This window comes from Pseudomonas rustica, assembly GCF_018336155.1.
Lineage (GTDB): Bacteria > Pseudomonadota > Gammaproteobacteria > Pseudomonadales > Pseudomonadaceae > Aquipseudomonas > Aquipseudomonas rustica.
The window spans coordinates 167,184-187,096 of record NZ_JAGYHF010000009.1; the positions used below are offsets into that span (position 1 = coordinate 167,184).

At 56.4% G+C, this 19,913-nt stretch carries 21 protein-coding genes; 14 read left to right on the plus strand and 7 right to left on the minus strand.

The genetic code is table 11. From position 1 onward, the window contains the following. Positions 1–11 precede the first annotated feature (11 nt). The 5 genes from tgt (at position 12) to KFS80_RS18950 (ending at position 5,037) form a co-directional block, all read left to right on the plus strand. Positions 12–1,127, plus strand: a complete 1,116-nt coding sequence (tgt, locus tag KFS80_RS18930; RefSeq protein ID WP_212545566.1) for a tRNA guanosine(34) transglycosylase Tgt — start codon at positions 12–14, stop codon at positions 1,125–1,127. A 43-nt stretch (positions 1,128–1,170) separates the two neighbouring features. Next, positions 1,171–1,509: a preprotein translocase subunit YajC gene (gene yajC / locus KFS80_RS18935; protein ID WP_003227923.1), complete on the plus strand. Its 339-nt coding sequence runs from the start codon at positions 1,171–1,173 to the stop codon at positions 1,507–1,509. A gap of 66 nt (positions 1,510–1,575) precedes the next feature. Then, positions 1,576–3,444, plus strand: coding sequence for a protein translocase subunit SecD (gene secD, locus KFS80_RS18940; protein WP_053123543.1), 1,869 nt, complete (start codon positions 1,576–1,578; stop codon positions 3,442–3,444). Between the two features lie 9 nt (positions 3,445–3,453). Further along, on the plus strand, positions 3,454–4,368 hold the full coding sequence (gene secF / locus KFS80_RS18945) for a protein translocase subunit SecF (RefSeq protein WP_053123541.1): 915 nt from the start codon (positions 3,454–3,456) through the stop codon (positions 4,366–4,368). Positions 4,369–4,488: 120 nt separating this feature from the next. Further along, positions 4,489–5,037 (plus strand): glycine zipper 2TM domain-containing protein, encoded by a 549-nt coding sequence (locus tag KFS80_RS18950; protein WP_053123539.1) that lies wholly within the window; start codon positions 4,489–4,491, stop codon positions 5,035–5,037. A gap of 227 nt (positions 5,038–5,264) precedes the next feature. Here KFS80_RS18950 and suhB read toward each other — a convergent pair whose 3' ends face one another. Beyond that, entirely contained in the window at positions 5,265–6,083 is an 819-nt protein-coding gene (gene suhB / locus KFS80_RS18955) for a type III secretion system regulator SuhB (protein WP_008084666.1), read from the minus strand. Between the two features lie 145 nt (positions 6,084–6,228). Between suhB and trmJ the strand changes: the two genes are divergently transcribed. The 6 genes from trmJ (at position 6,229) to iscU (ending at position 10,838) form a co-directional block, all read left to right on the plus strand. Then, positions 6,229–6,999, plus strand: a complete 771-nt coding sequence (trmJ, locus tag KFS80_RS18960) for a tRNA (cytosine(32)/uridine(32)-2'-O)-methyltransferase TrmJ (protein ID WP_008084663.1) — start codon at positions 6,229–6,231, stop codon at positions 6,997–6,999. A 3-nt stretch (positions 7,000–7,002) separates the two neighbouring features. After that, complete coding sequence (cysE, locus tag KFS80_RS18965; RefSeq protein WP_150693184.1) at positions 7,003–7,779, plus strand: serine O-acetyltransferase; 777 nt, start codon at positions 7,003–7,005, stop codon at positions 7,777–7,779. A 245-nt stretch (positions 7,780–8,024) separates the two neighbouring features. Continuing rightward, entirely contained in the window at positions 8,025–8,516 is a 492-nt protein-coding gene (iscR, locus tag KFS80_RS18970) for a Fe-S cluster assembly transcriptional regulator IscR (RefSeq protein ID WP_003227911.1), read from the plus strand. 47 nt (positions 8,517–8,563) lie between these two features. Then, on the plus strand, positions 8,564–9,778 hold the full coding sequence (locus tag KFS80_RS18975) for an IscS subfamily cysteine desulfurase (protein ID WP_008084662.1): 1,215 nt from the start codon (positions 8,564–8,566) through the stop codon (positions 9,776–9,778). 101 nt (positions 9,779–9,879) lie between these two features. After that, on the plus strand, positions 9,880–10,230 hold the full coding sequence (locus KFS80_RS18980; protein ID WP_212545567.1) for an iron-sulfur cluster assembly scaffold protein: 351 nt from the start codon (positions 9,880–9,882) through the stop codon (positions 10,228–10,230). Positions 10,231–10,454: 224 nt separating this feature from the next. Next, positions 10,455–10,838: a Fe-S cluster assembly scaffold IscU gene (iscU, locus tag KFS80_RS18985; RefSeq protein WP_212545568.1), complete on the plus strand. Its 384-nt coding sequence runs from the start codon at positions 10,455–10,457 to the stop codon at positions 10,836–10,838. 696 nt (positions 10,839–11,534) lie between these two features. On the opposite strand, the gene KFS80_RS27335 is transcribed toward iscU, so the two are convergent. Genes KFS80_RS27335 through KFS80_RS19000 form a run of 3 tightly spaced genes read right to left on the minus strand, consistent with a single transcriptional unit; the run spans position 11,535 to position 13,809 of the window. After that, positions 11,535–11,822 (minus strand): antitoxin Xre/MbcA/ParS toxin-binding domain-containing protein, encoded by a 288-nt coding sequence (locus KFS80_RS27335; protein WP_212545569.1) that lies wholly within the window; start codon positions 11,820–11,822, stop codon positions 11,535–11,537. Beyond that, entirely contained in the window at positions 11,822–13,222 is a 1,401-nt protein-coding gene (locus KFS80_RS18995; protein WP_212545570.1) for a DEAD/DEAH box helicase, read from the minus strand. The genes KFS80_RS27335 and KFS80_RS18995 overlap by 1 nt, the downstream gene beginning before the upstream one ends. Then, positions 13,219–13,809 (minus strand): hypothetical protein, encoded by a 591-nt coding sequence (locus tag KFS80_RS19000; RefSeq protein ID WP_212545571.1) that lies wholly within the window; start codon positions 13,807–13,809, stop codon positions 13,219–13,221. The genes KFS80_RS18995 and KFS80_RS19000 overlap by 4 nt, the downstream gene beginning before the upstream one ends. Positions 13,810–13,911: 102 nt before the next feature. Here KFS80_RS19000 and KFS80_RS19005 point away from each other — a divergent pair, with 102 nt between their 5' ends. Continuing rightward, entirely contained in the window at positions 13,912–14,157 is a 246-nt protein-coding gene (locus KFS80_RS19005) for a helix-turn-helix domain-containing protein (RefSeq protein WP_212545572.1), read from the plus strand. 360 nt (positions 14,158–14,517) lie between these two features. On the opposite strand, the gene KFS80_RS19010 is transcribed toward KFS80_RS19005, so the two are convergent. From KFS80_RS19010 to KFS80_RS19020, 3 genes are all read right to left on the minus strand, one after another. Then, the gene (locus KFS80_RS19010; RefSeq protein ID WP_003090707.1) at positions 14,518–15,225 is read right to left on the minus strand and encodes a Crp/Fnr family transcriptional regulator; all 708 of its coding nucleotides are present in this window, start codon (positions 15,223–15,225) and stop codon (positions 14,518–14,520) included. 81 nt (positions 15,226–15,306) lie between these two features. Continuing rightward, the gene (locus KFS80_RS19015; RefSeq protein ID WP_021219115.1) at positions 15,307–15,879 is read right to left on the minus strand and encodes a hypothetical protein; all 573 of its coding nucleotides are present in this window, start codon (positions 15,877–15,879) and stop codon (positions 15,307–15,309) included. After that, positions 15,876–17,102 carry a sterol desaturase family protein gene (locus tag KFS80_RS19020; RefSeq protein WP_003090706.1) on the minus strand — a complete coding sequence of 409 codons (1,227 nt, stop codon included), beginning with the start codon at positions 17,100–17,102 and terminating at the stop codon, positions 15,876–15,878. The genes KFS80_RS19015 and KFS80_RS19020 overlap by 4 nt, the downstream gene beginning before the upstream one ends. A 212-nt stretch (positions 17,103–17,314) precedes the next feature. Here KFS80_RS19020 and KFS80_RS19025 point away from each other — a divergent pair, with 212 nt between their 5' ends. Both KFS80_RS19025 and KFS80_RS19030 read left to right on the plus strand, forming a co-directional pair. Beyond that, positions 17,315–18,007: an SDR family NAD(P)-dependent oxidoreductase gene (locus KFS80_RS19025; protein WP_021219117.1), complete on the plus strand. Its 693-nt coding sequence runs from the start codon at positions 17,315–17,317 to the stop codon at positions 18,005–18,007. A gap of 429 nt (positions 18,008–18,436) precedes the next feature. Beyond that, positions 18,437–19,816, plus strand: a complete 1,380-nt coding sequence (locus tag KFS80_RS19030; protein WP_024014384.1) for a hypothetical protein — start codon at positions 18,437–18,439, stop codon at positions 19,814–19,816. Positions 19,817–19,913: the final 97 nt, after the last annotated feature.

The following is a 19,913-nucleotide window of genomic DNA, read 5'->3' on the forward strand; positions in this document are numbered from 1 at the left end:
GCGAATGTCGCATGTCCTTTGAGCTCCTTGCCACCGATGGCAAGGCCCGTCGTGGTCGCCTGACCTTCCCGCGTGGCACCGTCGAGACCCCGGCGTTCATGCCAGTGGGCACGTACGGCACGGTCAAGGGCATGTTGCCGCGTGACGTCGTCGCCACGGGCGCAGAGATGATTCTGGGCAACACCTTCCACCTGTGGCTGCGTCCTGGCACCCAAGTGATCAAGGAGCACGGCGACCTGCACGATTTCATGCAGTGGAAAGGCCCGATCCTCACCGACTCCGGTGGCTTCCAGGTGTTCAGCCTCGGCGCGATGCGCAAGATCAAGGAGGAGGGCGTGACCTTCGCTTCTCCGGTCGACGGCGCCAAAGTGTTCATGGGCCCGGAAGAATCGATGCAGGTTCAGCGCGATCTGGGCTCGGACGTTGTGATGATTTTCGACGAATGCACCCCGTACCCGGCTGACGAAGATGTCGCGCGCGTATCGATGGAGCTTTCGCTGCGTTGGGCTCAGCGTTCGAAAAATGCCCACGGTGAAAACACCGCAGCGTTGTTCGGTATCGTGCAGGGCGGTATGCACCAGGATCTGCGCAAGCGCTCGCTCGAAGGCCTCGACAAGATCGGTTTCGATGGCCTGGCCATTGGCGGTCTGTCGGTCGGCGAGCCGAAGCACGAGATGATCAAAGTATTGGATTATCTGCCGGGCATGATGCCGGCTGACAAACCTCGTTACCTTATGGGCGTTGGCAAACCGGAAGATCTGGTTGAGGGTGTGCGCCGCGGTGTGGACATGTTCGATTGCGTGATGCCAACCCGTAATGCCCGCAATGGGCATCTGTTCATTGATACCGGCGTGCTGAAGATCCGTAACGCGTTCCATCGCCATGATGAATCGCCGCTGGATCCGACCTGCGATTGCTATACCTGCCAGAACTTCTCCCGCGCTTATCTGCATCACCTGGACAAGTGCGGCGAAATGCTGGGAAGCATGCTCAATACCATCCATAACTTGCGCCATTATCAGGTGCTGATGGCTGGTTTGCGCGAGGCTATTCAACAGGGTACATTGGCCGCCTTTGTCGATGCCTTCTACGCCAAACGCGGGCTCCCCGTTCCGCCTTTGGACTGAGTTTTCTGACCCCAAGATTCAACATTTGCAACTGGAGTGCTAAATGAGCTTTTTTATCTCTAACGCCATGGCTGACGCGGCTGCACCGGCTGCTGCCGGCCCAATGGGCGGCGGTTTCGAGTGGATTTTCCTGGTCGGTTTCCTGGTCATCTTCTACCTGATGATCTGGCGTCCACAGGCCAAGCGCGCCAAAGAGCAGAAGAACCTGCTGAGCAGCCTTGCGAAGGGCGACGAAGTTGTGACCACTGGCGGCATCGCCGGCAAGATCACCAAAGTTGCCGATGACTTCGTGGTTCTGGAAGTTTCCGACACCGTCGAAATGAAATTCCAGAAAGGCGCCATCGCCGCCACGCTGCCAAAAGGCACGCTGAAAGCGATCTAACAGGTAACAACTTCTACTCAATCGACGGGGCGCGCAAGGCGCCCCGCGTTCATAACGGGCGGCGTGATGCTGAACAAATACCCTCTGTGGAAATACATTCTGATCCTGGCGGTGCTGGCGGTCGGTCTGATTTATTCCGCTCCCAATCTTTATCCTGATGACCCGGCCATTCAGGTCAGCGGTGCAAGCACTGCGCTGCAAGTCAATCAGGCTGATCTGGATCGCGTGAGCACTGCGCTCAAGGAATCCGGGATCAACGTCAAGGCAGCCACACTGGCGGCAAACGGCAAGGGCGGTCTGATCCGTCTGACCAAGGCTGAAGATCAGCTGCCGGCCAAAGACGTTGTGCGCAAGGCATTGGGTGATGACTACGTCGTCGCGCTGAACCTGGCACAGACCACCCCGCAATGGCTGCGCAATCTGGGCGCTCACCCGATGAAGCTGGGTCTGGACTTGTCCGGTGGTGTGCACTTCCTGCTGGAAGTGGACATGGACAAAGCCCTCGATGCACGCCTGAAAGTCTACGAAGGCGACGTCAAGAGCCTGCTGCGCAAAGAGAAACTGCGTTATCGCAGCCTGCCGCAACTCAATGGCGCCATTCAGTTGGGCTTCAGTGATGAAGACTCCCGCGAACAGGCCCGTGCGCTGATCCGCAAGAACTTCAACGATTTCGACATTGTTCCGGCCGATCTCAACGGTCAACCGGTACTGCGTCTGGCGATGACCCCGGCGAAGCTGGCGGAAATCCGTGAATACTCCATCAAGCAGAACTTGACCACGGTACGTAACCGCGTCAACGAGCTGGGTGTTGCCGAACCGATCGTCCAGCGTCAGGGCGCCAACCGCATCGTGGTTGAGCTGCCAGGCGTGCAGGACACTGCCGAAGCCAAGCGTATTCTCGGCAAGACGGCCAACCTTGAGTTCCGTCTGGCTGCAGAGCCGGGTGCTTCGAAAGCCACTTCCGAGACTTTCGAGTTCCGTGAAGGCAATCGTCCCGCTGCGCAGATCGAACGTGGTCTGATCATCACCGGTGACCAGGTGACCGACGCCAAGGCCGGTTTCGGCGAGCACGGTACGCCTGAAGTGAACATCCGTCTGGATGGTCACGGTGGCGAGCTGATGAGCCGCGCAACCCGTTCGAACGTCGGTCGCAGCATGGCGGTGATCTTCATCGAGCAGCGTCCGGTGACCACCTACGTCAAGCAGATGGTCGACGGCGTCGAAAAAGACGTCGCGGTGCAAACGTTTAAAGAAGAGAAGAAGATCATCAGCCTGGCGACCATTCAGTCGCCGCTTGGTGCTCAGTTCCGTATCACTGGCCTGAACGGTCAGGGCGAGTCGTCCGAGCTGGCGCTGCTGCTGCGTGCCGGTGGTCTGGCTGCACCGATGTACTTCGCTGAAGAGCGCACAATCGGCCCGAGCCTGGGTGCTGACAACATCACCAAAGGTATCGATGCTTCGCTGTGGGGCATGCTGTTCGTGTCGCTGTTCATCATCGCCATCTACCGCTTCTTCGGCATCATCGCTACTGTCGCACTGGCAGTGAACATGGTGTTGCTGCTGGCCTTGATGTCGCTGCTGGGGGCAACACTGACCCTGCCAGGTATCGCCGGTATCGTGCTGACCATGGGTATGGCGGTCGACGCCAACGTGCTGATCTTCTCGCGGATCCGTGAAGAGATCGCCGCCGGCATGACTGTGCAGCGTGCAATCAACGAAGGCTTCGGCCGGGCATTCACCGCGATTCTCGACGCCAACCTGACAACTCTGTTGGTCGGCGGGATTCTCTTTGCCATGGGCACCGGCCCGGTCAAAGGTTTCGCAGTGACCATGTCCCTCGGGATCTTTACCTCGATGTTCACGGCCATCATGGTGACCCGCGCAATGGTCAACCTGATCTTTGGCGGACGTGACTTCAAGAAGTTGTGGATTTAAGGGGCTGCCATGTTACGTACAATCAACTTCATGGGCGTTCGCAACTTCGCGTTCGGCGTCACAGTATTCCTCACCTTGCTGGCCTTGTTCAGTGTCGCTACCAAGGGCATGAACTGGGGCCTGGACTTCACCGGCGGTACGCTCATCGAGCTGACCTACGAGCGTCCGGCCGACGTCACCAAGGTGCGTGAAGAGCTGGTAACTTCCGGTTATCACGAAGCCATCGTACAGAGCTTCGGTGCGACTACCGATTTGCTGGTGCGCATGCCGGGTGAAGACCCGCAACTGGGTCATCAGGTCGCGCAAGCGCTGCAGAAACTCGGCGGCGATAACCCGGCGACGGTCAAGCGCGTCGAGTTCGTTGGCCCGCAGGTCGGTGAAGAGCTGCGCGACCAGGGCGGCCTCGGCATGCTGCTGGCGCTCGGCGGCATCCTGATCTACCTGGCTTTCCGCTTTCAGTGGAAATTCGCGGTCGGCGCCATTGTTTCGCTGATCCACGACGTGATCGTGACCATCGGTATCCTGTCGTTCTTCCAGATCACTTTCGACCTGACGGTACTGGCGGCGGTACTGGCGATCATTGGTTACTCGTTGAACGACACCATCGTCGTATTCGACCGGGTGCGTGAGAACTTCCGTGTCCTGCGCAAGGCGACGCTGATCGAGAACATCAACATCTCGACCACGCAAACCCTGCTGCGCACCATGGCGACCTCGATCTCGACGTTGCTGGCGATTGCGGCACTGCTGTTCTTCGGTGGCGATAACCTGTTCGGTTTCTCCATCGCGCTGTTCATCGGTGTTCTGGCGGGTACTTACTCGTCGATCTACATCGCCAACGTGGTGCTGATCTGGCTGAACCTGAGCACAGAAGACCTGATTCCTCCTGCAAACACAGAGAAGGAAGTCGACGACCGTCCATAACGCGTAGCGTTTTCCCGGTTGTCAGCCAAAAAAGGCGCGAGTTGAACTCGCGCCTTTTTTTATGCTCCAAGGCTGGGAGAAGCGCGGGCGCGTCCCGCATGTGATGGTCAGGAGGTTCATGTGAACAAGTCGTTGCTGGTTGGTGCGGTATTGGGTGCTGTCGGTGTCACTGCCGGGGGTGCTGTTGCCACCTACAGCCTGGTTAAAAGCGGCCCTGAGTATGCGCAGGTTTTGGCCGTTGAGCCGGTCAAGACACAGATCAAGACACCACGTGAAGTGTGCAAGGATGTAACGGTCACTCGCCAGGCGCCTGTAAAAGATCAGCACCAGATTGCCGGTACGGTAGTCGGTGCGCTGGCAGGTGGTCTGTTGGGTAACCAGATCGGCGGCGGCACCGGCAAGAAAATTGCCACGGTCGCTGGCGCAGTTGGTGGCGGTTATGCCGGTAACAAGGTGCAGGAAGGTATGCAGAATCGCGACACCTACACCACCACGCAAACCCGCTGCAACACAGTGAATGACATCAGCGACAAGGTCGTTGGTTATGACGTGCGTTACTCGCTGGATGGCAAGGAAGGCAAAGTGCGCATGGATCGTGATCCGGGCAACCAGATTCCGGTCGACAAGGAAGGTAAATTGATCCTGTCGCAGAACGAGCCGGGCCAGTAACAGGCCGACCGTTTAGAAAAAAGCACCCTGCGGGGTGCTTTTTTTGTGCCCCTAAAAAAACCGATTCCCATGTAGGAGCTGCCGAAGGCTGCGATCTTTTGATGTTGGTTTTTAAAAAAACAAAGATCAAAAGATCGCAGCCTTCGGCAGCTCCTACAGGGAGGTTTTGTAAAATTCCAGGCATAAAAAAACGCCCCGAAGGGCGCTTTTTTCGTTTCGCGTAACGCTTAGCGCTTCAGCGAAGCTGGCAGGTGCGGCTGGATCGCCGTCAGAACTGCTTTGAAGCATTTAGTGTTGCCGGCAACGATGTGGCCTTTTTCAAGGAAATCGTGACCGCCGGTGAAGTCGCTCACCAGGCCGCCAGCTTCTTGAATCAGCAGGGCGCCTGCAGCCATGTCCCACTCGGACAGACCCGATTCCCAGAACGCATCGAAACGACCGGCAGCCACGTAAGCCAGATCCAGGCTCGCCGAACCGGCGCGACGGATGCCGGCAGTCTGGCCAACCAGAGCGCGGAACATGCCCAGGTAGTTTTCCAGGTTGTCCATTTGATCGTCACGGAAGGGGAAGCCCGTGCCGAGCAGGGCGCCGTCGAGGCTGGTACGACCGCTGACGCGCAGACGACGACCGTTCAATTGAGCGCCGCGACCACGGCTGGCGGTGAATTCTTCCTGACGAACCGGATCCAGAACAACAGCGTGTTCCAGGCGACCGCGGTATTTGCAGGCGATGCTGACGGCGAAGTGAGGAATGCCGCGCAGGAAGTTGGTGGTGCCGTCCAGCGGATCAATGATCCACAGGTACTCTTCGCCTTCGATGCCGGTACCGGCGTGCATGCCAGTCTCTTCACCGCGGATGGAGTGGTTCGGGTAAGCCTTGCGCAGCGCGTCGATGATTTTCTGTTCAGCGGCGCGATCGACCTCGGATACATAATCCTTGGCGTCTTTTTCGTCGACCTTGATGGTATCCAGGCGCTCGATGGAGCGGAAGATCAGTTCACTGGCGCTGCGGGCGGCGCGCAGCGCGATATTCAGCATGGGCTGCATGGATGTGTCACCTAAGGTTGTTAAAGAAAGCCGCGCATTCTATCAGAACTTTTCTTCAGGTGAAGGACGCTGTTCGCTTTCATAGCTTAACGGTAGGCTGTTCTGTAAGATTTGCACCCCTTTCCTGTGTCCGAGAGCGCCTCCCTTGCTGCAGAACATTCGTGTTGTCCTGGTCAATACCAGCCACCCCGGCAATATCGGCGGGGCCGCGCGCGCCATGAAAAACATGGGTCTGTCGCGACTGGTGCTGGTCGAACCGCGCCTGTTTCCGCACCACGAGGCCGATGCTCGCGCCTCCGGTGCCGGCGACATCCTTGAAAATGCGCAAGTCGTCGCCACCCTGGAAGACGCCTTGGTCGGCTGCAATCTGGTACTCGGCACCAGCGCCCGAGATCGCCGAATCCCTTGGCCGCTGCTGGATCCGCGCGAATGCGGCACCAAAGTGGTCGAGGAAGCCGGGCAGGGCGCCGAAATCGCCTTGGTGTTCGGTCGCGAAGACTCCGGCCTGACCAATGACGAGCTGCAGCGATGTCACTTTCACGTGCACATCCCCTCCGATCCTGAGTTCAGTTCGCTGAACCTCGGGGCGGCGGTGCAGGTGTTGAGCTATGAAGTGCGCATGGCCTGGCTGGCTGCACAAGGTCAGCCGAGCAAGATCGAGAAAGAAGAAGTGGCCTCGGTGAAAAGCGCCGAGCTGGCGACCATGGATGAGCTGGAGCGCTTTTATGAGCATCTGGAGCAGACGCTGGTCGCCATCGAATTCCTCGATCCGGAGAAGCCACGGCACCTGATGGCGCGCCTGCGCCGGTTGTACGGACGCAGCTCGGTCAGCCGGGCGGAAATGAATATTTTGCGTGGCATCCTCACGGAAACCCAAAAAGCGGCCCGTGGTGAGCTTCTAAAGCGGAAGGACTAAATGATGTTTGAGCGTTTGCGTGAAGATATCCAGAGCGTGTTCCATCGAGACCCGGCGGCGCGTAACGCTTTTGAAGTCCTGACCTGCTACCCCGGCATGCATGCAATCTGGATCCATCGACTGGCCGGCATGCTGTGGCGTAACGAGCTGAAATGGCTGGCGCGGCTGGTGTCGAACTTCGGTCGCTGGCTGACCGGGATCGAAATTCATCCGGGCGCCAAAGTCGGTCGACGCTTCTTTATCGACCACGGCATGGGCATCGTTATCGGTGAAACCGCCGAGATTGGCGATGACGTGACCATTTATCAGGGCGTGACCCTCGGCGGGACCAGTTGGAACAAAGGTAAGCGCCACCCGACGCTGGGCGACGGTGTTGTGGTGGGTGCGGGCGCCAAGGTGCTTGGCCCGTTCACCGTCGGCGCCGGTGCTAAGGTCGGCTCTAATGCTGTTGTGACTAAAGAAGTGCCGCCGGGCGCCACGGTTGTGGGGATTCCGGGGCGGATCATCGTCAAATCCGACGAAGAGCAGGACGCCAAGCGCAAGGCCATGGCCGAGAAGATCGGTTTTGATGCCTACGGCGTCAGCGAAGACATGCCCGACCCGGTGGCGCGCGCCATCGGTCAGTTGCTCGATCACCTGCAAGCGGTGGACGGACGGCTGGAAGGGATGTGCGGCGCGTTGAAGGATCTGGGCAGCAGTTACTGTGCGAAAGATCTGCCTGAGCTGCGTGAAGAAGACTTCGCCTGCGTCAAAGGCAAAGACGAATCCAAAGCCAGCTAGCGCCCCTGTAGGAGCTGCCGAAGGCTGCGATCTTTTGACTTTGCTTTCCATGAGATCAAAAGATCGCAGCTTGCGACAGCTCCTACAGAGGCTTGCGCCGGCCGGTGTGCCATTACGCCGCAGACCCTGCTATCATTCGCGCGCTCTTTTGCGGGTAATCCTGACTAAAGTACTAGGTCTTAAAGTTGACTTAAATACTCGGGAATTGCATACTCGCCCCATTCTGAACTCCGTGGTAACTGTCCATGCGACTGACTACAAAAGGCCGATACGCCGTGACCGCCATGCTTGACCTGGCGTTGCACGCGCAGCACGGGCCCGTGTCCCTGGCCGATATCTCCGAGCGCCAAGGCATCTCCCTGTCCTACCTCGAACAGCTGTTCGCCAAGCTGCGCCGCAGCAACCTGGTTTCCAGTGTTCGCGGCCCGGGTGGTGGCTACCAGTTGTCCCGCGACATGCAGGGCATCCAGGTCGCCCAGGTGATCGATGCGGTAAACGAATCGGTTGATGCCACCAAATGCCAGGGCCAGGGCGATTGCCATTCCGGCGATACGTGCCTGACTCACCATCTGTGGTGCGATTTGAGCCTGCAGATTCACGAATTTCTAAGTGGTATCAGCTTGGCTGATCTTGTAACTCGCCGTGAGGTGCAAGAAGTAGCCCAGCGTCAGGACCAGCGTCGTTGCAACAGCAAGGCGCCACGCCTGGACAAGATTGAAGCGTCCGCCGTCGAATGACAGCCGAAGAGCTAGCGGTACGCCAGCCCTGATTTAGGAGATAGTCCATGAAATTGCCGATTTACCTTGATTACTCTGCGACCACCCCGGTCGATCCGCGCGTTGCGCAAAAAATGAGTGAATGCCTGCTGGTTGACGGAAACTTCGGTAACCCGGCGTCCCGTTCCCACGTATTCGGCTGGAAAGCTGAAGAGTCCGTCGAAAACGCTCGTCGTCAGGTGGCCGATCTGGTCAACGCCGATCCGCGCGAAATCGTCTGGACCTCCGGTGCCACTGAGTCCGACAACCTGGCAATCAAGGGTGCGGCACATTTCTATGGCTCCAAGGGCAAGCACCTGATCACCTCGAAGATTGAGCACAAGGCTGTCCTCGACACCATGCGCCAACTGGAGCGTGAAGGTTTCGAAGTGACCTACCTCGAGCCAACTGAAGACGGCCTGATCACCCCGGCGATGATTGAAGCGGCACTGCGCGAAGACACCATTCTGGTCTCCGTGATGCACGTGAACAACGAAATCGGCACCGTTAACGACATCGCCGCGATCGGCGAAATGCTCCGCGCCAAGGGCATTCTGTTCCACGTCGACGCCGCTCAGTCCACTGGCAAGGTCGAGATCGACCTGCAGAAGCTGAAAGTCGACATGATGTCGTTCTCCGCCCACAAAACCTACGGCCCTAAAGGCATCGGTGCGCTGTACGTCAGCCGCAAGCCGCGTGTGCGCATCGAAGCGACCATGCACGGTGGCGGTCACGAGCGTGGCATGCGTTCCGGCACTCTGGCGACTCACCAGATCGTCGGCATGGGCGAAGCGTTCCGTGTGGCCAAAGAAGACATGGCTGCTGAAAACGTCCGTATCAAAGCGTTGAGCGACCGCTTCTACAAGCAGGTCGAGCATCTGGAGGAGCTGTACGTCAACGGCAGCCTGACCGCCCGCGTTCCGCACAACCTGAACCTGAGCTTCAACTACGTTGAAGGCGAGTCGCTGATCATGGCGCTCAAGGATCTGGCGGTATCGTCCGGTTCTGCGTGCACCTCGGCGTCGCTGGAGCCTTCGTACGTACTGCGCGCCCTGGGCCGCAACGACGAACTGGCACACAGCTCGATCCGCTTCACCTTCGGCCGCTTCACCACCGAAGAAGAAATCGACTACGCCGCGCAGAAAGTCTGCGAGGCCGTTACCAAGCTGCGCGCTTTGTCGCCGCTGTGGGACATGTACAAAGACGGCGTCGATATCTCGAAAATCGAGTGGGCGGCACACTAAATATAGAAGCCGCCAGATACAGATCCTGTAGCGACGCGGCGGTTTACGCAGCGCAGTTGCAGGGTCTCAAGAGCGGCCCTGATGAGTGAGGATTGAGAATCATGGCTTACAGCGAAAAGGTCATCGACCACTACGAAAACCCGCGCAACGTCGGCAAGATGAACGCGGAAGATCCTGATGTCGGCACCGGCATGGTCGGCGCTCCGGCATGCGGCGACGTGATGCGTCTGCAAATCAAGGTCAACGACGCCGGCATCATCGAAGATGCCAAGTTCAAGACCTACGGCTGCGGTTCGGCTATCGCTTCCAGCTCCCTCGCCACCGAGTGGATGAAGGGCAAGACCCTGGACGAAGCAGAAACCATCAAGAACACTCAGCTGGCCGAAGAACTGGCCCTGCCGCCAGTGAAAATTCGCTCCTTATCGGGTGAAAATTTGTTGTGTGCTGCGTGAGTGAGTGAGTGAGTCGCCTGCGCAGCAAGGGTTTACGGAATTTTTAGGCGAAATAGTAGCAGTACAACAAACATAGTGTTGTGTCGGGTTTTTGACCAATCTGTTGTGTCGCTGAAGTCGCCGGAAAAAACAACCTTGTAAAAATTAGTGAATTAAATGTGTTGTGTCAGATTTAACCGTTGAGCGGCTTTTTAGACACAACAAATTAGAGAGAGGTGATTGCCATGGCATATTCAGAGAAGGTTATTGATCACTACGAAAATCCGCGCAATGTAGGCAAAATGGATGCGGATGATCCAACAGTTGGTACCGGCATGGTCGGCGCTCCAGCCTGCGGTGACGTAATGCGGCTTCAAATCAAGGTCGAGGAAGGCGTTATTACAGACGCTAAGTTCAAGACCTACGGCTGCGGTTCAGCGATTGCTTCAAGCTCTCTTGCGACAGAGTGGATGAAGGGCAAGACCCTTGATCAAGCCGCACAGATTACAAATATGGATTTGGCTGAAGAGCTGGCCTTGCCACCGGTCAAAATTCATTGCAGCGTTCTGGCTCAGGACGCCATACAAGCTGCCATTAAAGACTATAAGTCCAAGGCGGAAAATTTATAATTCCCACAACAACCGATGGATCATTTCGATTGCACATGCGTGCATGTGTAATCACTTTGATCCCAGCAGCAGTATGTGCCCTTGTGGTGGGATGGTAAGCGCTGAGGATTTAAAATTCGCTTCCTTCAGGAGGGTACGATATGCCTATGTACAACCGTCCCCATCCGGGCGAAGCCTTGCGTGAGGACGTGCTACCCGCCTTGGGCTTGAGCGTTACCGCATAGGCCCAGCATGTGGCTATTCGCCCGGCCAGCTATCGGCCGTGATCAATGGTCATGCCGGCATCAGTGCCGACCTAGCGCACCTACTAGAGCTGGCAGGCCTTGGCGCTGCTCGGATCTCGCTCGCCCAGCAAGCGGCGTTTGACTTGTTGCAGGCCAAGCAGCACCATGTCTTGAGATAGCCAAGCTCAAGGAGGTGGGGTAAGAGCCCTAGTATTCTCCGGAACAAACGATTCTGGATGACACTTTATTCTCACGGATCGAACCGCTTCATATAGGCCGCTGGATGATTCTTTAAAGCACAATGCCCGCCATCCATCCATCCATCCATCCATGCAAGCTTTGCTGTCCGTAGGGATGAAACTTTATATTCAACCCTACGGGTAGGCAAGTCTGTGCAATTACCCAGACCTTCCCAGGGGCGAATAAACGATACAAAATTTCGATCAGTACTGTCCTTGGCGCGGTAAGCTGCTCAGCAGTACACCCCATACTGCATTCGCTGCAGTAACTCCAACACTCGAGCGTTTCCTTGCTCATTTTTGAGTACATCAACTGGCTTAGCACCAGATAACCCTATAGCCGGTGCATGGAACCATGTTCGAGCAGTCTCTTGGTCCCCTAAAACCTGGGTAGCCAGCGTCATTAACTCGTATGAGATCAGGCCGCAGTCGCTGCGATCACCATCCATCAATGCCGAAGTACAGGTCTCCACACGCACCTCCTGATTACCGTTCTGAATGAAGCTGTCGCTATGAAACATCAAAAACAGGCCAGCAATTGTTGTCTGTAATGCTGGGAAAAGCTCAACTGATAGTTTGGCTCAGCGGCATAGCCTCCGAGAGATACGATGCTTGTGGTTACTGACCCAATAATCTGCTCTGCCCCACTCCCAATAGTGTTATCTCGGCCATCGTCATTAACGGCCGCCTCAACCCAGCCAGCCTCTGAACCTGAAGTGGAGACTAGCATTTGCAGTCCTTTCAGCACCGCCAAATCTTCTGGCAGATCATCCGCAATTCGTTCCGCCAGGCGCTGCAGCGTCGGTTCCGCCAGCATAAACAGCCATGCCTGAACGTCTGACTCGCCTGTGCGCCGCAACACACGGCCCAGAACTTGCCGGTAATGCAGTTCGGTGCGGATACGACTTAGATAGCAGCACACTTGCAGCCGGGGAATGTCGGTGCCTTCGCTGATCATTCCCACTGCGATAATCCAGCTACAGGTGCTGCTCCGGAATGCATTGATCACCTGCTGTGCATCCGGGGTTTTGTTGGTCACGATACGGCAATCTTCACCCATTGCTTCCAAAGCCAGGGCTATTTGCTGGGCGTGTTCAATGTCGGTGGCCACCACCAAACCAGCTGCATCAGGCTTGATCTGGCGTAGCTCATTAAGTTTGCTGCAGCCAAGGTCGAGGATTGGATTGATCACCTCGTCATGGCGCAGCAGTTCCTCATAGGTGACAGGTGACTCCCCCAACAGCTTGGCGATGCTGGGAAAAAGCTTCACGGAGCTATCCGCGCCAAGTTGTTCCGTGAGTTTCACCTTTTGATTATCTAGCAAGACAATGCGAGGTGATCGGCACACGCAGTCGGCAATGGCGTCTTTCAAGCCATAACGGTAATCGCAGATCAGAAGCCCTTCGGGCGACGAGTAACGAGCCAAGGCGATGGCCTTGTCGTCCGAACGCCAGGGCGTGCCTGACAGGGCAAGCGTAAATGCAGCGCGATCCTGTATCCTATGCAGTATCTGCTGCCCCCAAGCATTGCTGAGCAGGGGATCGTGGCCTGCGCAATGGTGGATCTCATCGAAAACCACGAGCACACGGTAGTCATCAAGAAGCTGCCAGAATCCCTCATCACGGTATTCCATGGCCTGATAGGTATAGGCAGCACCGACTGCACCTATCTGGCCGTCGAGACGCCTGCCTAACACCGCAGCAAAGGTCGAACGAAAACCCTCCACGACCTGGCAGGACGGCGCAAAGCACAGTACCAAATCGATTCTATCCTGATCAAGTAGTCGGCTGGCCAGTTCTGCGGCCATGCGTGTCTTCCCTGCCCCCGGCGTTGCCTGGCAGAAGAAGTGCGGCGTGACGGTAAAGTGCTCCAGCGCCCTAGTGATGCAGCTGTTCTGCCAGGTGCGTAGCGATCTGCTCATCGTGGTGCAGCGAGCGTTTTGAGGGTCTTTTCGATGGCGCGTAGATGGCCCAGAAGGCGAGAACTGCGATCCCTGGCCTCCAGGTACTCGCCCTCAACCTTGTCCCGCAAATGTGGCATCTCTTCCAGTAGCAGCTTGAATCGCTCCGCTTCGCCCATTGACGACAAGAAGTCCAAGCGGATTTCCTTGTGAAGAGCGTCCAGCTGCTGATCCGTATTGACTGAAGATTTAAACGGCAAAGCCTGCAATTCTGTCGCTGCAGGTTTCTGCTCTGGTACCTCTATAGTCTTGAGGCTGTTCTCAAAACCGTTGTCGATCAGCTCCAGTTGCAGATGGGTCGGAATTGGCTGCAGATGGTAAACCTGCCCTCGAACACGGCGATCCTCATCTAGCACAACCCAGCCCATGCGCAGCAATCGACGGATCTGCTCATACACATAGCGGCGCACATCAGCGATACGGAAATTCATGCCTTCCAGACTTTTTGCATAAGCATCGCGCAACTCACGGGTTGTGAACCCCGTGCGGCCTTCCTCCTGAATCAGCCCATACAGACGCCTGTCAAAGATGAACGAGGCCGATTTCATTGAGGCACCAGAAGAGTAATAGCGGGAAATACGGATTATAGTCCGTGGCCCGTGCATCCGCAAACGCACGATAGTGCCGCCTCAAGTGGAATTGAGACGGTCATGGATAATTTGGCGAAAGCGTTAGGGGAACGCATCCGGGCACAGAGAAAGATCTGCCGGATTTCTCAGGATGCACTCGCGCTGGCCTGCAGCCTTGACCGCAGCTACATGGGACGAATCGAACGAGGCGAAGTAAACATCACGGTCGAGAAGCTTTACCGAATTGCAGGCGAGCTGTCTTGCGATCCGTCATACCTACTTCCCCAGGTCGCAGAGCTGCAGCCACCTGACAGAGATTGGCGCTAAAAGCGCCGAGTTAACCAGCTCTGTTGCTTTTCCCCAAGCAGAGATGTTCATTGCTTGTCCTCCACATGATGGAAGGCAAGGATGGAGCAGACGTTAGCGACGGTCGTTAACCGACCCAACGCGGGCGCTGGCGACAGGCAGAAACCGGCCAAAAGCAGTCTTTGATTGGTGACCAAGCGGCCCTCGTGCGGGGGCAGTTATTAGGCCCAAAGGTCTCTAGGAAAGCCGGGGCTATTGATAGGGCCGGTTCACCTCTAGCATTGTGGTCAGGTGGTACTGATGAAGTCAGGTGGTGAGTCCACTCATGATCAACAGCGATGCACTCGGCCCTGCGAAAATTACATCGAGATTAGTGCCGGCTCAGTTAGCCGCGTGCTCAGAAAGCCCAGCTGGATCAATTACTCGAATATGCCGAAAACCGATCTTAATCAGTCCCGCCTTTTCCAGTTGTTTTAGCAGCCCGTTGATAGTCTGGCGGGAAGAACCAAGTATGGAGGCTAAATCCGCCTGAGAAACATTCAAAATAACTTCCTCAGAGCCTGTTGCCGGTGGTTGCAGCAACAACAGTTCTGCTAAACCTGTACGCAGCCGTTGCAGCGGCACGATCATCTGGCCATCGGCAAAGTGCCGCATAAAAGCGGCATAGCGCTTGGCAATAAAAAGTGTAATTGCCTTGCAATAGAGAGGTTCCTCTTCAAGGATTCGCTCGAATTGCTGCAGAGGCAGCATTAGTAATTGCACATTGGTATCGGCGATCACAGCCACATCGGCCTTTTCGCCTGTAATCAGGGCGAGGAAGTTGAACCAAAATCCTCTCTCGCCAATCATATAAAGCTTCTCCTCACCCTCGAATAGCAGCCGCGAAACCCGCACGCGCCCCTCAAGCACTACTGAGGCTGCAGTCGGTCGGCTGCCTTGGGCAGTGATCACCTGCCCTTTGCGATAGTGGCGCAATACGGAAGACTGGATGATTTTGTCTTGCACTTCCCCCGGCAAGCTTGCGAACCAGTCATCTGCCTCGCGCAGGCGGTAGATTGTCTGATGGGCTGCGTCATCTATGTTTTGCATTTGGAAACCTTGGAAACATCGATGTTGGGTCTTAACCACATTCGACAGTTTCCCATGATATGGGATGCAGGGGAAGCCGAATTAACGGCTCGCAGCTAACAGCGGCACCACCCTATCCCGGTGCAGCAGCAGCAGGGCTAAAGACAGCAAGTAGTGCAGCCATTGGATGCCAGATAGCGGTCCGAGCATCTCTTCACCGGTTGCACCGGCCGCTAGACTAACGATGAACACTAGCGCCGCCCCGAGTGGCATTACCCGCCGCGTCACTAAGGCTGTGGCACAGATTAACAAGACAGAGCCAAGAGGCACCAGCATGCGCCAGGTGTCAAATCCCGACACGCTAATCACCACCCCGAAGCTCCCAACCAAGAGCGCGAAGCGCCCTGCGGCCGTGATGCGCTGAGCAACAGAGTCATCTGGCCAGCGCAGTGCAATGACCAGCAGCGGGAAACCTGCGCTGGCGGCAACCAGGCCGGTAAAGCGATGTGGGCCGGCGAACAACTCACCATACTGGTAATGCAGTGTACCAATCGCTGCCGCCAGGCCGATCAGGCCGCAACCAATGGCTAGAGCAGGGCGCTGGCGCAGCTGGACAAAGGCAATGGAAAAGGCAACCACAGCCAAGATCAAGTCGGAAATGGCATCGGCATTCATTGGGAAGTCCACAAAGCAGCAGGTTTGAAGGAAGTGCGGCTGAGCCATGCAGCGCTGCCTAGCATTACAACCAATAACATCAGCTTGAGTGCGATGGGCATACTAAAACCGAACCAGTCAGGTAGAGCAGCAAAGGCAATGCCCAGTCCTATGACACGGCACTGCTCAAAACGCCGTGCATTGGCACGTCCTTCCAATAGTGACGTGAGAGAGATTGCCGAAATGGCAAAGCCAGCGGCGTAGAGTGCCAGTAAGGTCTTCGGCAAGGTGTTGAGTAGCGTCAGAAAATGCATGAGGAACAACATTGCAAGCACCTGATGCACTACCGCATAGCGTTTGACCGCATCGGGTGTACACGGATCGTAATACTTAAACTGCGACGGCTCGTAAGGCTCGCTCGCCTCATCGTGCCAGCCACCAGGTGGTGCCAGCCAGACGCCAAGTTTAGCCCGCCAGCCCGGGGTGGCTTTGGATTTCTGCCAGAGCTCAATGTAGTAATGCATGTTGCCCCAGAATGGGTTAAGGCTCTGCAACGGTGTGCGCACGCCGTAGATGACCTTCTCGTCCTTGCGCTCCTCGGCGAAGGTACCGAATAGGCGATCCCAGAGAATCAGAATGCCCCCGTAGTTTGTGTCCATGCAGTAGTCATTTTGCCCATGATGGACGCGATGGTTTGAGGGTGTGACGAAGATGCGATCAAGCCAGCCCAAACGACCAATTACCTCGGTATGCACCCAGTACTGGTAAAGCAAGTCGATCAGCAACACCCCGGCAAACACGCTGGGCGGCACACCGGCCACTGCCATCGGTAGATAGAATATCCAGCCCAGAAGTGCGCTCGTCGAGGACTGGCGTATGGCTGTTGCCAGGTTGAAGTACTCGGAAGAGTGATGCGATACGTGCCCGGCCCACAGCAAGCCAATTTCATGGTTCATACGGTGATGCCAGTAGTAGAAAAAGTCGTAGGCCACAAGGGCTCCGACCCATACCCACAGGCTATCGCTAGGCAAGGTCGTGGCGCGGTAGGCTTCGAATACCAGAGTGTAAACGCCCAGTTTCGCCAACTTGGTGAACGCCCCAACCACCTGGCTCAATAGACCATATTGGTAGCTGCTGATGGCATCAGGTATGGAATACGCCGCTAGCCCGCGGCGGTGCGCCAGCCATGCTTCCAGCAAGGTGGTGGTTAAAAAAATCGGTATGGCAAACACGATCAGATTCATTGCGCGCGATCCTTTTCTCTCGACTCAAGAAAGTTGAGCGGCTGATGGCTTTCAGCGACTCAGCGACCAGGCAAGTTAGCACTCTTGACTGTGCCCACTTGTCGGCTCGGCGACAGGTTCTGCACGGCAATAGTGGCAACCTAGCTGACCACTCGTGCCGGGGCTCAGTGCTCAGTGCAGCCCTGGTGTAGTCCACTTCAAGGAGAATAAGCGTGAGTAAAGTAGTCGCAATTAGCGGTGGATTCGGTTGTCTAGGTATAGCGGTAGGCGAGGCGTTCGCGGCCAATGGTTGGCGGGTGGCCCTGATTGATCAGGCCAGCGTGCCGCGACCCCTGGCCGACACGGCGCGCTCTGAAAAACTGCTTATCGGCGCGGTCGATCTAACCGATCTGCACATGGCAAATTGTGCAATGCAGCAGGTGCAGCAGCATTTTCAAGGATTAGATGCGCTCATCAACGTGGCGGGTGGTTTTCGCTGGGAGACCATCGAGGGCGGCGATCTTGCGACCTGGGATTTGATGTATCAAATGAACGTGCGCACTGCCGCAACGGCTAGCATGGCCGCGCTGACACACCTGAAGAAAGCCGAAGCCGGGCGCATTATCAACATTGCAGCCGGAGCGGCCAGTAAGGCCAGCCTAGGCATGGGGGCCTATGCTGCAGCAAAGTCCGGGGTGATGCGCCTTACGGAGGCGTTGGCCGAAGAGTTGAAAGATCAGCGCATCACGGTCAATGCGATCATGCCATCGATCATCGATACCCCGCAGAACCGCCTCGATATGCCTGATGCGGATGCCACCCGCTGGGTTACGCCAGAGCAGGTCGCTAATGTGATCGTATTTTTAGCCTCTCAGGAGGCTAGTGCAATCACAGGTGCAGCTATCGCTGTAAATGGGCGGTGCTAATTTATTAGGCCGGCTGTCGACATAGCAGAGTGGCTGCCTAGAGCCGTTCTTCTCACCCAGGGTTCGCCCGATCCTAATGATCCTAATGATCCTAATGATCCTAATGATCCTAATGATCCTAATGATCCTAATGCGGCATGCGTGGCCTATGCGTGGGGAACTGACTGGTGTTGCCGGCGGAGAGCTAGCAGCCCTCGGTAGCAGGTCCCAAGTCCTTAGGGTCGACCACCACATACTTTGCCAAGGCGTGTGTCCGCAGCAGTTGTAAGCGACAACATTAGAAAAATACGCGCTAGAAAACCGCCCTATCCCTTGTGGTGCCCACACTATTTCGCTGCCTGGATACGGTATCCAAAATAAGGTTTGAATCCACCGATAAGGAGATGACCTTGAAGCCCTCATATTTGGCTAACGTCACAAGTTTTAGCGATGACCACTCTAATCCTGGCGGCCTCGCCTTCTCAGGCTAACTGGGATCAGGCGAATGCCTTCGAGGAAGGCCAGCAGCGTGTTGCCATCGGTAAGGATCCAATGCCAGGCCCTCGTTCGTGTTTTTGGCGCTACGGCCCGGTCAGTGGTGACCCCTACATCAACATCGCCTTCCCTGACGCCGGAACATTCTATTGGGGAGCAGCTTTCTCGGTGCCGAAGGGCGCGAAGCTGCATTTAGAGGGCAGTTTTCCGCATGCTCGCTATATGTCCCTAATCAGCTATGACCGTTTGGGTGCTCCTCTCGACTCAGTGGCCGACTACCTGATCGCGCCGAAGCCAGGTGCTAGCAACCCATATCTCTTCGGTGCAGACCGCAACAGTAAACAGCGCGGCTATAAAATCGAAGTGGTTAGCGAGCCGTTGAGCACTCCTATTCCATGGGGCGTTTACCAAGAAGCCAAGACCCGCGACAAGATCCATGCGCCTGGTCAAGCCGAAAACGGCCAGCAGCAACTGATTTATCGGATCTACGCAGGGGACAAAAATACCGACGAAACAGCAGGTTCCGGTCTGCCAACTCCGGTACTCACTCTCGCTGATGGCAAGGAGCTGCGCGGACAGGATGTTTGTGCCAGCTTGAGTAGCTTCCAGCCATTGTCGTTTGATCAGGCAGCCCTGGCGACCCCGCGTGAGTACCTCAATAAACTGACGGAGGTGGCCAAGGCGCGTGGCGGTCCGGCCATGCCGGCCAGTAACCCGCCGACCTGGAGCAAGAGTTCGGAAAGCATGTCGCGTTATGCCATTTACACCGGCGACAACACAGTGGCGAGTGGTACCAATAAGAAAGACGGGACCTTCTTTGCCAACCTCGACAACCAGTATGTGCGCACCTTTATCAACCGTAAGCACGGCGAGGTTTTCGTAATCCGCGCCAAAGCACCAACTACGCCAAAGACCTATAACGGCAACACCAAGTTTGAAGATGGTGATCTGCGCTACTGGTCGTGGTGCTCTCAGCAGGGCTACGCATCTGGTCGGGTCAATAAGTGTCTGTTCGATGAGCAGATTCCGGTGGACGCTAACGGCTACTACACCTTGGTACTTAGTCGCGAAAGTGACCGCCCACGCAATGCAATCAACGAGTGTGGTGTGTCCTGGTTGCCAATCGCGGATGTGGGCGACGGTACCGGTGATCCGGATCTGAGTTTCCTGGTTCTGCGCAACATGCTGGGCCGTGGTGAGTTCAAACACGCAGTGCAGAATATTAAGTCGCAAGAAACTATCCAGCAGGATATGGGCGACTACTTCCCGCGTGCTCGCTACACCACAGTTTCTTCGTTCGAGACGGCAGTTCCTTGCCAAGTAGAGAAACGTTAAGTGGCTTAAAACAATATAGCTTCTTGGTCGTCGGCGGGGTTCCTGATGTTTCCAGAGCCCTGTCGCGATTAGGCTGGCTGGCGATTAATTTAATTTT

Excerpts from the sequence above, each read along its gene's own strand:
- cysE (WP_150693184.1), top strand. The coding sequence starts at position 7,003 with ATGTTTGAGCGTTTGCGTGAAGATATCCAGAGCGTGTTCCATCGAGAC.
- KFS80_RS19010 (WP_003090707.1), bottom strand. The coding sequence starts at position 15,225 with ATGCAAAACATAGATGACGCAGCCCATCAGACAATCTACCGCCTGCGC.
- iscR (WP_003227911.1), top strand. The coding sequence starts at position 8,025 with ATGCGACTGACTACAAAAGGCCGATACGCCGTGACCGCCATGCTTGAC.
- yajC (WP_003227923.1), top strand. The coding sequence starts at position 1,171 with ATGAGCTTTTTTATCTCTAACGCCATGGCTGACGCGGCTGCACCGGCT.
- KFS80_RS18980 (WP_212545567.1), top strand. The coding sequence starts at position 9,880 with ATGGCTTACAGCGAAAAGGTCATCGACCACTACGAAAACCCGCGCAAC.
- secD (WP_053123543.1), top strand. The coding sequence starts at position 1,576 with ATGCTGAACAAATACCCTCTGTGGAAATACATTCTGATCCTGGCGGTG.
- KFS80_RS19030 (WP_024014384.1), top strand. The coding sequence starts at position 18,437 with ATGACCACTCTAATCCTGGCGGCCTCGCCTTCTCAGGCTAACTGGGAT.
- KFS80_RS18995 (WP_212545570.1), bottom strand. The coding sequence starts at position 13,222 with ATGAGCAGATCGCTACGCACCTGGCAGAACAGCTGCATCACTAGGGCG.
- tgt (WP_212545566.1), top strand. The coding sequence starts at position 12 with ATGTCCTTTGAGCTCCTTGCCACCGATGGCAAGGCCCGTCGTGGTCGC.
- KFS80_RS19005 (WP_212545572.1), top strand. The coding sequence starts at position 13,912 with ATGGATAATTTGGCGAAAGCGTTAGGGGAACGCATCCGGGCACAGAGA.
- KFS80_RS18975 (WP_008084662.1), top strand. The coding sequence starts at position 8,564 with ATGAAATTGCCGATTTACCTTGATTACTCTGCGACCACCCCGGTCGAT.
- KFS80_RS19015 (WP_021219115.1), bottom strand. The coding sequence starts at position 15,879 with ATGAATGCCGATGCCATTTCCGACTTGATCTTGGCTGTGGTTGCCTTT.
- suhB (WP_008084666.1), bottom strand. The coding sequence starts at position 6,083 with ATGCAGCCCATGCTGAATATCGCGCTGCGCGCCGCCCGCAGCGCCAGT.
- KFS80_RS19020 (WP_003090706.1), bottom strand. The coding sequence starts at position 17,102 with ATGAATCTGATCGTGTTTGCCATACCGATTTTTTTAACCACCACCTTG.
- iscU (WP_212545568.1), top strand. The coding sequence starts at position 10,455 with ATGGCATATTCAGAGAAGGTTATTGATCACTACGAAAATCCGCGCAAT.
- KFS80_RS19000 (WP_212545571.1), bottom strand. The coding sequence starts at position 13,809 with ATGAAATCGGCCTCGTTCATCTTTGACAGGCGTCTGTATGGGCTGATT.
- KFS80_RS27335 (WP_212545569.1), bottom strand. The coding sequence starts at position 11,822 with ATGTTTCATAGCGACAGCTTCATTCAGAACGGTAATCAGGAGGTGCGT.
- secF (WP_053123541.1), top strand. The coding sequence starts at position 3,454 with ATGTTACGTACAATCAACTTCATGGGCGTTCGCAACTTCGCGTTCGGC.